At 45.0% G+C, this 13,068-nt stretch carries 10 protein-coding genes; 6 read left to right on the top strand and 4 right to left on the bottom strand.

The features are described 5' to 3' along the window. Positions 1-44: 44 nt before the first annotated feature. Positions 45-950: an SDR family oxidoreductase gene (locus tag ACN6NF_RS05575; RefSeq protein ID WP_474315924.1), complete on the bottom strand. Its 906-nt coding sequence runs from the start codon at positions 948-950 to the stop codon at positions 45-47. A gap of 78 nt (positions 951-1,028) precedes the next feature. Then, positions 1,029-1,781 carry an MBL fold metallo-hydrolase gene (locus tag ACN6NF_RS05580; RefSeq protein ID WP_474315927.1) on the bottom strand — a complete coding sequence of 251 codons (753 nt, stop codon included), beginning with the start codon at positions 1,779-1,781 and terminating at the stop codon, positions 1,029-1,031. 159 nt (positions 1,782-1,940) lie between these two features. On the opposite strand from ACN6NF_RS05580, the gene ACN6NF_RS05585 reads away from it, so the two are divergent. Then, on the top strand, positions 1,941-2,366 hold the full coding sequence (locus ACN6NF_RS05585) for an Lrp/AsnC family transcriptional regulator (protein WP_017426389.1): 426 nt from the start codon (positions 1,941-1,943) through the stop codon (positions 2,364-2,366). Between the two features lie 63 nt (positions 2,367-2,429). Here ACN6NF_RS05585 and ACN6NF_RS05590 read toward each other — a convergent pair whose 3' ends face one another. Then, the gene (locus tag ACN6NF_RS05590) at positions 2,430-2,906 is read right to left on the bottom strand and encodes a GNAT family N-acetyltransferase (RefSeq protein ID WP_474315930.1); all 477 of its coding nucleotides are present in this window, start codon (positions 2,904-2,906) and stop codon (positions 2,430-2,432) included. Between the two features lie 131 nt (positions 2,907-3,037). On the opposite strand from ACN6NF_RS05590, the gene ACN6NF_RS05595 reads away from it, so the two are divergent. Beyond that, complete coding sequence (locus tag ACN6NF_RS05595; RefSeq protein ID WP_474315932.1) at positions 3,038-3,967, top strand: EcsC family protein; 930 nt, start codon at positions 3,038-3,040, stop codon at positions 3,965-3,967. A gap of 87 nt (positions 3,968-4,054) precedes the next feature. Here the strand turns inward: ACN6NF_RS05595 and ACN6NF_RS05600 are convergent, their stop codons facing one another. Then, positions 4,055-5,323: an MFS transporter gene (locus ACN6NF_RS05600; RefSeq protein WP_474315934.1), complete on the bottom strand. Its 1,269-nt coding sequence runs from the start codon at positions 5,321-5,323 to the stop codon at positions 4,055-4,057. 415 nt (positions 5,324-5,738) lie between these two features. On the opposite strand from ACN6NF_RS05600, the gene ACN6NF_RS05605 reads away from it, so the two are divergent. From ACN6NF_RS05605 to ACN6NF_RS05620, 4 genes are all read left to right on the top strand, one after another. Continuing rightward, a complete protein-coding gene (locus tag ACN6NF_RS05605) occupies positions 5,739-7,508 on the top strand; it encodes an acid phosphatase (protein ID WP_474315937.1) in 1,770 nt (589 codons plus the stop codon). Between the two features lie 276 nt (positions 7,509-7,784). After that, positions 7,785-9,191, top strand: a complete 1,407-nt coding sequence (locus ACN6NF_RS05610) for a sucrose-specific PTS transporter subunit IIBC (protein ID WP_474315940.1) — start codon at positions 7,785-7,787, stop codon at positions 9,189-9,191. Between the two features lie 29 nt (positions 9,192-9,220). Further along, positions 9,221-11,479, top strand: coding sequence for a beta-glucosidase BglX (gene bglX, locus ACN6NF_RS05615; RefSeq protein WP_474315943.1), 2,259 nt, complete (start codon positions 9,221-9,223; stop codon positions 11,477-11,479). Continuing rightward, positions 11,472-12,863, top strand: a complete 1,392-nt coding sequence (locus tag ACN6NF_RS05620; RefSeq protein ID WP_474315945.1) for a glycoside hydrolase family 32 protein — start codon at positions 11,472-11,474, stop codon at positions 12,861-12,863. Before bglX ends, ACN6NF_RS05620 begins: the two co-directional genes overlap by 8 nt. Positions 12,864-13,068 lie beyond the last annotated feature (205 nt).

Raw genomic sequence — 13,068 nt, forward strand, 5'->3', positions numbered from 1 at the left:
GAGGTTTTTGCTTTGTTAGGTTTTATGACTATTAGCCAACCCAACTAAGTCGTCACCATTTGTCCGCCGTTCACATGCAGTGTTTGACCCGTAATGTAGGAGCCGTCATCCGAAGCCAGCAGCACATAGGCAGGGGCCAATTCATAGGGCTGACCGGCACGCTTCATCGGCGTATTGCTGCCAAAGGTGCGAATGACTTCAGGCGACTGCGTGGCCGGATTCAGCGGAGTCCAGATCGGACCGGGAGCAATGGCATTCACGCGAATACCCTGATCGACCAGATTATTAGCCAAAGCGCGCGTGAAGCTGACAATGGCTCCTTTGGTAGCTGAATAGTCAATCATATTTTTTTGCCCAACATAGGCTGTAACCGATGCCGTATTGACGATGCTGGCCCCAGCCCGCATATACGGCAATGCTTCTGTAGTCATATGGAAGAAGGAAATAATATTCGTGTCAAACGTGTCACGTAGCTGCTGTTCACTGATATCCAGATATGATTCGCGCACAAACTGAATCCCCATATTATTAATGAGGATATCAATACGACCGAAGGTTTCCATCGTTTTTTGAACAACCAGACAGCAGTTGCTTTTTAGCCTTAGATCACCCGGAATTAACAAGCAACGTCGGCCAAGCCTGTGAATGACATCACGAGTTTCCATCGCATCTCGATGCTCATCGAGATAGGCAATGACCACATCGGCCCCTTCCTTGGCAAATGCGACTGCAACCGCGCGACCGATGCCACTGTCCCCGCCGCTAATAATCGCCACCCGATCCTGAAGCTTTCCCGTGCCGATGTAATTTGGATTATCAAAAATAGGGCGTGGAACCACCAGGTATTCCAACCCCGGCTGTCTATATTGATGCTGGGGAGGAAAAGCAATCGGAACTTCTTTACATTGGGTTTCTGTACCATAATAAGGATGTTGATATTGCCAATTCATTTAATAATCCCTTCTTTTAGGCGTTTTGAAATCCAATATATTCAAATTGGGCGCAAACGGTGACTCAGGATGATCGCCTTATGCCGAAATCGTCGCTCCATCCACCGGAATATGGATACGTTTCTCCAGACCTTCACGGTGGATATGTTCCGCAAGCTCGGAGCGGGTCAGCACACAATGGTTGATTGCTTCCATGTGGACAGCCACGATTTGTGTATAAGGGGCATGTTGTGCTACCGTCGTTACATCCTGGGCAGTCATAATAATGGGATCACCCACCGTAAATCGAGCTCCTCCAGCGTTCACTATCGTCCAGTCAGGGCGGTATTTATCCAGTGTTTCCGCAACTTCACTGCACCAGATCGTATCCCCGGCCACATAGATGACAGGCTCGCCTGGAGCCTGAAATACAAAGCCAGATACAGGGCCCATCTGTTCCCCGATTTCTCCGGTTCCGTGATGCCCGATTGTACGAATAATCTCGATTTCTCCCACAGAATCAGCCACCGAAATCGGAGTAACCAGTGTAAAACCGTCAGCCATGATTTGTTCTTCATTTCCGGGCTGACAGAAGACGGGAATTTGTTTGTCCAGCCAGCGTACTGCTGCCGGATCCCAATGGTCTGGATGCAAATGCGTGACGATGACCACGTCAGGCTGTCCAAGCGTTTGCCATTGTGGTGGCAAGGGAACCAGCGGATTGCGGAGAGTGTTTTCCGTATTGGGAACTGGTGGATTTAGGCCAGCATCACTCAGCATCGGATCAATCAGAAATTTTACTCCAGCGTATTCGATCCATAAGGTTGCGTTGCGGATTAGTGTGATTTTCATATATGGAAGCTCCTTTGATCATAAATGTTTTTTTTGACCGAATGTATTTTCGGCCGTTCTTTGTTTCTGCTACAATCATATCTGACGCAAGATATGCAGGCTACGGCCTGCTGAAAGGAAAACCAGCATTCTCGTTTCATCATGAAAGGAAAAATAACTATGGAACTATTCGTACCTGATGAGACCGACCTGCGCATTCTTCATCATTTAATTGAAGACAGCTCTTTAACGCACAAGGAGATTGGTCAGCTTGTTCATTTGACGGGCCAAGCAGTAGGGGCACGTGTTCGAAAAATGCAGGATGCAGGCATTATTGAGGGCTATACACTGCGCTGGAACCCGGAGAAAATTGGGCAGACGATTCATGCCTTTATTACGGTTTTTCTGAATTCAGGAACGACTCACAGTGCTTTTCAGACTTTTGCACGGGAGCATTCCTCTATTGTCGAAATCCATCGGGTGAGTGGGGAAGGCTGTTATTGGATGCGGGTACGCATGTCTTCACAGTCAGAGTTAAATACCATGCTGGATGAACTTACGAAGTTTGGTAACTACAAATTGAGCTTTTCCATTGGCGAAATTTAATGATAAAAGCTTTCGGCATTTTGTGCCGAAAGCTTTTGTTTACGAGGGCTATTGAAGTCAGCGTTATAGGCTCATTTTAAAAATATGCTGCAAGCCGTGTTGGCCCATTTTTGTGTTACCTTCATCGATAAAGCCGCATTTGAGATATAGACTTTGGGCAGAAAGATTACGGGCATTGACGCCCAGTACAATCTCGCGAATATGCGGAAAGTGTCTAGAGATGAACTGTGGTAGCAGAAGCAGTCCTTGTTTAGCAAACCCATGTCCTTGATCTGCGTAGTTAATTGAAAATGCACGCAGTAGCAGTGCCACAGAAGTATTCGTATAGTCTGCTAATTCATCTCCATCGTATAAAATGAAAAATCCAACCGGCCTTCCAGTAGCCGTAATCACGACTGGATGGCGGTGTGGGTCTTCCTTGGCCAGTGCCAGCATTTCAGCTGGCATTCCAGTAAATTGCTTCTGCTCCTCGGGCAAATAAAAGGTATGCAAAATAGCATTATGCTCACAATGGTAAGGGACAAGCCCTACATTATTCATCATTACACTCCGATCTGTACAAATTTTAACTTACTATACATCTCGTTTTGCTAAAAAAAGAAACCTGAACTTGTCTTATTTACGTATATCCATACATAAACTAGCATAGTCAAAAGGAGACGTCTACGCTTATGAAGCAGCTTATAGAATATCGGGAAAGTCAGGATGTATTGCACCAAGAGCTGAAGCAGATTGAAAAGTGGGAGAAGGAGCAGAAGGATATTTTTTTCTGGGAAAAAATCGGCAGATGGCCCTTTATGCTGCTGGATCGGCTGACGCCCAAAATCATTAAGGACAAGCTGGAGCAGTTGCTTAACGAGCTGGGTAGCTTCATTCAAAATGGCGGCAAATATTTGGTGAAAGAAGAAACGGTTCTGAGCAAGCTGAACAAGACGGCCCGTGAATATATGATTCAGCAAAATGGCGCAAATTCTGCCTCGGATACGCAGGATCAGCCTCATGTCGGAGAAAACGCTGATTTAGAACATAACGCCCAATCCACGTGGGATTTGAAGCAGGCGGCTGAGCTCCCGCTAACGATCATGGATCAGACTGCGGACGAGATGACGTCGGGTCGCATTACCTTTGCCACTGCTCAGGGAGCAACCACGGGGATTGGCGGTGTGTTTACAATTGCGGCGGATATCCCTATTTTGCTTGGTTTGTCACTCAAGGTTCTTCAGGAAATCGCTTTGTGCTATGGCTTTAATCCCCATGACAAGCAGGAGCGTATTTTTATTATTAAATGTATGCAATTCGCTTCATCTGATATTGTGGGGAAGAAAGCTGTATTAGAGGAACTGGCCTTGTTCGATGATCCTTCACGTCAGGCACAGGTTTTTTCCCAGATGCAGGGTTGGAAAGAGGTCATTAACACCTATCGTGATCAGTTCGGATGGAAAAAGCTGCTGCAAATGGTCCCGATTGCGGGCATTTTGTTTGGCTCCATTGCCAATCGAAGCGCCATTAGTGACGTAGCTGAAGCAGGGAAAATGCTGTATCGGAAGCGCCGTATTTTGATGCGTTTGGCAGAAGTAGAGAATGGATTCGAACAGAAGTGAGGATTGGAGTAGAAGTGAAGAATGGAGTTCAAGGTCGTTGTTTATAAAGGTGTGCAGCGGCCTAGTTGGCCGCCGCACGTCAGCCTGTTACACTTCGGCTCCATTTTCTTCCGCCCAGCGATTCAGGGTTTTGTCTGTAGGAAGTAAGAAGGTTAAAATGCCGAGCAGTGGCAAAAAGCCGCACAGGAACATAATGTTGGTGATGCCTACTTTGTCGATCCAGTTGCCGAGCACGAGTGCACCCACACCGCCGAGGCCAAAAGCTAGGCCTGTAATGAGACCGGACACCGTCCCGATTTTGCCAGGCACGAGCATCTGGGCATATACGACGGTGACCGAAAAGCTGGACAACATAATAAATCCAATAATCGCCAGCAGGATCGCCGTCCAGAATTGGTTGGCATAAGGCAGCAGCAGCGCCAGCGGTGCAGCTAATACCATGGACAGAAAAATCATGTTGCGTTTACCAAACCGGTCTGCCAGCGGACCGCCAAAGAAGGTACCTAATGCTCCAGCTCCGAGGAACAGGAAAATGTACAGCTGTGCGTCAGCCAATGGCATTTTAAATACTTCCATCAGGTAAAACGAATAGTAACTGCCGACCGAGGTCGAATACCACGAACGAACAAATACCAGCAGAATGAGGACAATCATGGCAAACATAATACGGCTGCGCACTTCGGGTTTCATGCGGCGTGTCGCCGTTTTTTTGCGTGCAATGCCTTCTGTACGCAGGACGTTACCGTACCAGCGGGCAATAAACGATTGGACTACAATTCCGGCTGCCGCAATACCCGTGAACCAAATAGCGCCAAATTGCCCCAATGGGATAAAAATCCAGCTTGTGAGCATTGGTGCCAGCGATTGACCTGCATTGCCGCCAACCTGAAAAATGGATTGTGCCAATCCCCGGCGTGATCCTGCCGCCATATGGGATACGCGCGAGCCTTCCGGGTGAAAGGCGGCTGAGCCCAGACCCACGAAGATGACTGCGATCAGCACCGCTTTATAATCGGCAGCATAGGCGAGCAGCAGCATGCCGGTCAGCGTAAAGCCCATACCGATGGGAAGGATAGCGGGCGTAGGCCGTTTGTCCGAAAACAAGCCAATGACAGGCTGCATGATCGAAGCTGTAAAGTTGATGGCGAATGAAATCCAGCCAATCTGCGTGTAGCTCAGGCTCATAGATTCCTTCAGGATCGGAAAGATCGCTGGAATGACCGATTGAATCGAGTCATTGAACAGATGAACGAAACTGATCGCAATCAGAATCGCAAAAACGGTGCCTTTTGCTTGCGGCCCCTGGAGGGGGAGCGATTGGCCCGTTTCTTTATTTGTAGCAGATTTAGTAGTCATGGCAACCTCCGGGTATGTATGTATATTTTAAGATATAGGAAGCAATCCATTTGCAGCAAATGGCTGAAAGTGGAATAAAGTCCCCCTTTACTCATCGCTGCTTGCCCATTCTGCTGGATACTCTTTATTGCTCGATCCTTTAATTTACAACAGATTATCTTGCTCTGAGTGTATTGTATCTGTATAAGATATCCTTTACTTATTATTTTACTCTCTAATATGCATGAATTGGTTCTATGTGAATGTTGTTGATATTCCTTTTACATATAAATAAGCAAGAAGAATTTAACAAAACTAGGCTCTTTATTTAACAAACTTAAGATATGATTCTTTATGTCATACAACTTGTTGTATAGATAATAGCTCCGTAGAAACAGGATGAAGAGCACAAGAGAAGAGAGGATCTGATTTGAGAATGAAATTGCTAAGGAAACCACTATCAGTTGCATTATTATCTTTACCTTTACTTCTAGGTTCTCTAGGTGGAAGTTACGCGAGTGCGGCAACCCTACCAACAACGGTAACTCCAACAGAACCGTCATGGGGATATTTCGTAGATCATTACAAAAATAATAGTTCTGCTAATAAGACGGAAAGCTCCAATCCGACCCTCGGTCTGCTCTCTGAATTTAATAAGCTTTGGACTCCCGGGGCTACCTGGGACACAGGTACCAAATTAAACAGCAGTGTACTGGACGCTAATATTCAAAAAGTGGTCGATATTGCTGCCCGTCGCACTTCCAGTGAGGCCGATGCGGCTTATTTGGACGACCGTCGAAATCAGAGCTACAGTGTAATCGACGGTCTGGGTTCGCTCACTGATGTATATCGAAAGAAGGCAGGTGCCACGACAACAATCAACGACGTTCCGGCCGATGCCACAACTAAAAAATATGAAGATGAGGGAACAAATGCAGGGGATACCAGCTCCAGTCTCGGCAACGTCGTGAATCTGGTCAATACCTTGCGTGGGGACTACTCTACGACGAACCCGGCCAAATCTTACTTTAGTTATCCTCGTCCGTTCCGTTGGAGCGACAATTCAGTAGTTGTTCCAAGTCTGATCCCTGCCCTCAAATCTGATGCTACTAATGATGGCGGCTTTCCTAGCGGTCATACCAATGCTGCGTATCTCAGTTCTATTGCTATGGCCTATGCTATGCCGGAGCGTTATCAGGAATTACTGACACGAGCTTCGGAGCTGGGAAATAACCGTGTTGTTGCTGGCATGCATTCCCCGCTTGATGTTATGGGAGGACGCGTCATGGCAACGGCGATGGCTGCTGCCATCCTGTCTGATCCAGCCAATAGCAGCTTGAAGAAAGCAGCTTACCAGGATGCTCATAAACAATTGCTGTCCCAAAAAGGTACAGCCCCAGATCGTTTCAGCAATTATGCTACGAACAAAAAAAATTATAATGAACGATTAACGTATGGATTCAGTCAGATTAATCCAGCTACGACGCCCATGACAGTACCTAAGGGAGCTGAGGTGTTGTTAGAAACACGTCAGCCCTACCTTGACAGCACCCAACGCCGTTGGGTATTAGCCACTACAGGTCTTCCATCTGGTTATCCTGTGCTTGACGATGCCGAAGGATGGGGACGCTTGAACCTGTTTTCCGCTGCGGACGGCTACGGTGCTTTTGCCAATAATGTTACGGTGAATATGGACGCTTCCAAAGGCGGTTTCAATGCATTGGATCGCTGGCGCAACCATATTTCTGGTGTTGGAAAGCTGATTAAAAAGGGAACAGGTACGTTGAAGCTTATGGGTAGCAATACGTATTCCGGTGGTACGCAGATCGATCAAGGTATACTTGAAGGTAATTCGGAGACAGCTTTCGGAAGTGGTGCAATTACAAATAACGGGGGAACTCTTCTTAAAAACAATGCTGGAAAGCTGATTGTTGGCAGCAATTACAAACAAACAGCCAAGGGCAAGCTTGAACTCAATCTGCAAAGTAAAAATGATGTGCTCAAAATTAAGGGAACCGCCCAACTTAACGGGAAATTACGCCTGAATTTTGCTAACAAATATATACCAGCTAGCGGTGCCACCATTTTAACCTACGGTAAACGGAATGGAGCATTCTCTTCCATTGAAGCAGCAGGTTTGCCAAGCAATTATAAAGTGAAAATTGTCTATACAGCTGATCGTGTTCAGTTGAAAGTCACGAAGTAACCAAATAGGATAATAAAAAGAGCACCTTTGGAATACACCGGATAAACCATGAAGTTATCCAGTGCCCATTCTGAAGGTGTATTTTTTGTTCCAGTACAAAGCCTATTTTTCGGAGTTATTTATAGCCAAGGGTATAAAAAGGTCAAAATTTGACCTTAATGTAGTAAAATAATCGCGCTGTTTGAAAGCGCAGTCATGTTATTCTTAAGAAGCATATTAGTCCAAGTTTTAAAGGTTCAGACTAACTAAGAGGAACAGAGGAAAGGAAGAAGACTGATGAGTCTTGAGAAAGAATACGTTAAAATAGCCCAGGATGTCATAAAAGGACTTGGCGGAGAAGACAATATTATTTCTATGGCACATTGTGCTACACGGTTGAGATTGATTGTAAAAGACAGGGATATTATTGATGATGAATTTATTGAAAATATTGATAAGGCAAAAGGGGTCTTTTTTACCTCCGGACAATATCAAATTATTTTTGGAACCGGTACCGTGAACAAAGTTTACGAAGCGATGGTCGGCCAGAACGTATCTGCGACATCAAAGGCAGAGCTGAAAGAGAAGGCCTCCACGCAAGATGATAACTTTTTCAAAAGAATGATCCGGGTTTTCGGAGATGTATTTGTTCCCATTATCCCTGCATTGGTAGCTACCGGCTTGTTTATGGGAGTTAGGGGCTTGGTAACTCAGCCTGCACTGCTACAGTTATTTGGACTTACACCGGATGATATTTCTGCGAATTTCATATTATTTACGCAAATACTGACCGATACCGCGTTTGCATTTTTACCCGTGCTGGTCTGCTGGTCTGCATTCAGAGTGTTTGGCGGGTCGCCGATCTTGGGAATTTTGCTCGGACTCATGCTGGTAAGTCCTTCTTTACCTACTTCCTGGGATGTCGCTCAACATGTGAAGGAACCTCTTTTATTTTTGGGCTTCATCAAAATCGCAGGCTATCAGGGCTCCGTTCTGCCGGCGTTCATTATAGGGATCGTGGGGGCGATGATGGAGAAGAGAATCAGGAAATCCGTTCCCGAAGCATTGGACTTGATTCTAACACCGTTTCTGACATTGTTGCTCACACTGGTACTGGGCTTGTTCGTGATTGGTCCCATCTTCCATGAGGTAGAGGTTTTAATATTATCGGCCGTTACAGCTATTTTGAAATTGCCATTTGGTATTGGCGGATTTATTTATGGTGGCATTAATCAGATTATTGTCGTTACCGGACTGCACCATGCGCTCAACCTGATCGAAATACAGATGCTGGTGGATGGCGGCTGGAATATGGTTAACCCGATCAGTTCGGCATCTATTTGTGCACAAGCGGGTGCGGCGTTAGCTGTCGGTCTGAAATCGAAAAGATTAAAAACCAAATCTATTGCCTACCCGTCTGCCGTGTCTGCATTGTTGGGCATTACAGAACCTGCTATTTTTGGGGTGAACATTCGGTACGGCAAACCATTCATGATGGGCTTGATTGGAGGAGCGGTTGGAGGATTCTTCGCACGTATCTTTAATGTTCAAGCCACAGGCATGTCAATTACAGCTATACCTGGTTTGTTATTGTATCTGAATAATCAGATTTTCCTGTATGCTTTAGTATGTTTAATCGGTTTTGGTGTAGCATTTGCGTTGACGTGGATCTTTGGATTTAAAGAAAAAATAGAGAACAAATAGAGATCAAATAAAATTTGGTGGAGAAAATCATGGACAACAAAACATTGCTTGAAAAATTGAACAGTCTTTCAATAGAAGAGAAGATCGGCCAGCTCATCCAACTGACCGGCGACTTTTTTGAAGGAGACATGGATACGGTTGTGACGGGTCCTTTAAAAAAATTAGGGCTAAGCACGGACTATAATATTTATAACACGGGCTCCATATTAAACATTACCAACCCGGAAAAAATAATCCGGCTGCAAACCGATTATTTGGAGAAATCGGTTCATAAAATTCCACTGTTATTCATGGCGGATATTATCTATGGCTATCGAACCATTTTCCCGATTCCGATTGCCCAAGCATGTAGCTGGAACTATGAGGGGATAGAGAATGCGGCTTCGATTGCTGCTCAGGAGTGCTACGAGGAAGGCATTCATGTAACCTTTTCCCCCATGGTAGATATGGTTAGAGATCCTCGCTGGGGGCGGGTGATGGAATCGCCTGGAGAAGATACCTTGCTGGCACAGAAATATGCGCAAAGCGTAGTTCTGGGAATCCAGGGCAGCAATTTGGAAGGTACCGCCGTGCCAGCCCACAAAATTGCCTCTTGCGTCAAGCATTTTGCCGCTTATGGGGCGCCTATCGCTGGACGTGAATACAATGCCGTGGATCTATCGGAGCATGCATTGCGGGAATATTATTTACCTGGATATCAAGCAGCAATAGAAGCGGGTGCCAAGCTTGTCATGACGGCTTTTAATACCTTGAATGGTATCCCTGCGACTGGAAACGAGTGGCTTAACCGTGACGTACTAAGACAGGAAATGAAGTTTAACGGTGTATTGATCTCAGATTACGCCGCTATTGAAGAGTTAATCATGCATGGTTATGCCGAAGACGAGGCTTCCGCCGCCAGGCTGGCACTGTTGGCGGGTGTGGATGTGGATATGAAGACGGCAGTGTACGCTAATCAATTAAAGAATGTAATATCTGGTAACGACTATATGCTGGAGCTTCTGAATGAGGCTGTATACCGTGTCTTACAGCTGAAAAATGATTTGGGGCTGTTTGAGGACCCGTTCCGCGGATTACAGGAAATCGTTAAACGTTCAACCAGCAGCATTCTGTCAGACGAACATAAACAAGCGGCACTGTCCTTGGCAGAAGAATCCGTTGTGCTGCTGAGAAATGAAAATAATGTATTACCATTGTCCAAGGAAACGAAGGTAGCTTTAATAGGTCCCTATGCAGAAGAAAATTCTACCCTGGGTATGTGGGCGATCAAGGGAGAGCAGACAGACACTATTAATTTGAAAACAGGGTTGTTACAGCTTGTTGGCCCCGACAATCTCTCGGTATGTAGAGGAAGTTATCTGCTACCTCTTGATGCAAGGGAAACCTTCGATAAATATGCGGACAAACTGGCGGTTGAAACAAGGTCCGAGGAAGCTCTACTGCAAGAAGCCATTAGGAATGCAAATGAAGCAGAAGTCATTGTCCTTGCCTTGGGAGAAAGTATTTATCAGAGCGGAGAAGGTGGATCACGAACGAATCCGACGCTGCCAGAGCCGCAATTGAGATTACTTCATGAATTATGCTTATTGGGCAAAAAGGTCGTTCTGATCGTATATAGTGGAAGACCTTTGATCCTTACCGATGTTGTTGAAAAGGTTGACGCTATAGTTCAGGCCTGGTATCCAGGAACGATGGGCGGAGAAGCGCTGGCCAATATATTGTATGGGGAAATAAATCCGTCTGGGAAATTAGCGATGACCTTTCCACGTAGTGTGGGTCAAATTCCGATATACTACAACGAGCTGAATACAGGAAGACCGAATTTAAAGGAAAATGGCTCTTATCGCTTTGCGTCCCGATATATAGATGAAGTGAACGAACCCTTGTATCCGTTTGGTTATGGCCTATCCTATACCTCATTTGAATACAGCCTATTAACCGTCAGCCAAAAGGAAATGAAAACAAATGAGTCAGTGGATATCCGTATTTCTGTATCCAACACTGGAACGTATGCTGGGAAAGAAACGATTCAATTATATATTCGCGATAAATTTGCAAGTGTTGCAAGGCCAGTGAAAGAATTAAAAGACTTTAGAAAAGTATTTTTACAAAGCGGCAAGACTACAGTTGTGGAATTTTCAATTGATGAAGACATGCTCAAATTTTATGGGCGTGAAATGGAATACAAGAGTGAGCCAGGTGAATTTGAGGTTTATATCGGTTCAAGCTCACAGGACATTTTGCTAAGCTTTAGTTTTACTTTGTTACCGGAGGATAAACATGAATAAAAGCGACGCTTATCATCTTAAATATCATATTACTCCTCCTTACGGGCTATTAAACGATCCTAATGGACTTGCCTTTTTCAATCAACAATATCATGTGTTCTATCAGTGGAACCCCAAAGGAACCGAACATCGAAATAAATGCTGGGGCCATGTTGTTTCGAGCGATCTGGTGCATTGGCAAAGCAAGGGTGTAGCGCTGGAGCCTTCGGAATGGTATGACAAGGACGGCATTTATTCCGGAGGCGCCATAGTCCATGATGAAAAGCTGTATTTGTTTTACACAGGAAATGTAATCAGGGAAGATGGTGTTAAGGAAAGTTATCAATGCGTAGCCATTTCGGGAGATGGAGAGCATTTGCGGAAAATGGGTCCTTTGTTCGAGCATCCCAAAGGCTATACCAGACATGTCCGAGACCCGAAAGTATGGAGAGATCGGAACGGGAACTGGTGGCTGATCGTTGGCGCTCAAAGAGAGGATTTGACTGGGGATACGCTTATCTACAAATCTACAGATTTGTCTAATTGGGAATGCCAAGGATCATTTTTGGATCATGATCATGAATTCGGATATATGTGGGAATGCCCTGATCTACTTCAATTTGCGGAAAATGATATTTTTGTGTTCTCTCCTCAGGGCTTACCAGAAGCAGGCGAATATTATAGAAACCCTAACCAATCGGGATATGTTGTTGGGAAATTAACGAGTACAGGAAAATTCAACGGGAATCTTGCCAATTTTAAAGAGCTTGATCGGGGGTTTGATTTCTACGCGCCACAATCATTTAAGGTGAATGATAGAACCATTATGTTCGGATGGATGAGCGCGATGAATGAAGAAACGGAGAGGGCTGTTCCAACCATTCAGGAAGGCTGGATTCATGCGCTGACTCTTCCTAGAGAAATAGTGCTGTCTAACGGTGTGCTATACCAGAAACCATTGCCGGAATTACAATTGCTAAGAATGGATGGTGTGTATTCCAAGGAGAACATTCACAAAAATAGGGTTTGGCTGCTGCCTTCCCTGCAGGTGGAATGCACTGTTCATTTTTCGAAGCTTACAGAGAACTTCAAAATGATAGTCAGAAATGCGGTGGAAATTGACTATGATTCGGAAGAAAACAGTTTAACCGTATGGAGAACCAACTGGTTGACGAACCAGAGAGAGTACAGAAAAGCAACGTTAGCCAGTCAACTTGCAGGCATGCAAATATTTATAGAAAGCTCAAGTCTGGAAATCTTTGTGAACGAAGGCGAGGAAGTATTTTCTCTGCGTTATTTCCTGGAAGATACGGAACAACGCAGTGTGATGCTTGAAGCAGGAGACAATGAAGGAGAAATTGAGATTTATCAGTTGCAGGAATGTGACGCCATAATCAATCATTAAAACTTTATTCTTATCTTTTACCTGAGAGCTACAAGCAGGCAAGGAAAGGCTGTTCATTTCTCCGTTTGCGAGAAGAACTGCCTTTTTTTGTCTTAGTCATCTGAAGAGATTTCAGCTTGTGTAGGCATTTTACTATCGGTATAGTATGAGTATTAGAGTATATGACTGAATATAATTACTGTTGATTACTCATAGCTGGTTGATG

This window comes from Paenibacillus sp. TSM33 (assembly GCF_056099025.1).

Bases quoted from the DNA above. Each gene is read 5' to 3' on its own strand.
- ACN6NF_RS05575 (WP_474315924.1), bottom strand. From the start codon at position 950: ATGAATTGGCAATATCAACATCCTTATTATGGTACAGAAACCCAATGT.
- ACN6NF_RS05580 (WP_474315927.1), bottom strand. From the start codon at position 1,781: ATGAAAATCACACTAATCCGCAACGCAACCTTATGGATCGAATACGCT.
- ACN6NF_RS05585 (WP_017426389.1), top strand. From the start codon at position 1,941: ATGGAACTATTCGTACCTGATGAGACCGACCTGCGCATTCTTCATCAT.
- ACN6NF_RS05590 (WP_474315930.1), bottom strand. From the start codon at position 2,906: ATGAATAATGTAGGGCTTGTCCCTTACCATTGTGAGCATAATGCTATT.
- ACN6NF_RS05595 (WP_474315932.1), top strand. From the start codon at position 3,038: ATGAAGCAGCTTATAGAATATCGGGAAAGTCAGGATGTATTGCACCAA.
- ACN6NF_RS05600 (WP_474315934.1), bottom strand. From the start codon at position 5,323: ATGACTACTAAATCTGCTACAAATAAAGAAACGGGCCAATCGCTCCCC.
- ACN6NF_RS05605 (WP_474315937.1), top strand. From the start codon at position 5,739: ATGAAATTGCTAAGGAAACCACTATCAGTTGCATTATTATCTTTACCT.
- ACN6NF_RS05610 (WP_474315940.1), top strand. From the start codon at position 7,785: ATGAGTCTTGAGAAAGAATACGTTAAAATAGCCCAGGATGTCATAAAA.
- bglX (WP_474315943.1), top strand. From the start codon at position 9,221: ATGGACAACAAAACATTGCTTGAAAAATTGAACAGTCTTTCAATAGAA.
- ACN6NF_RS05620 (WP_474315945.1), top strand. From the start codon at position 11,472: ATGAATAAAAGCGACGCTTATCATCTTAAATATCATATTACTCCTCCT.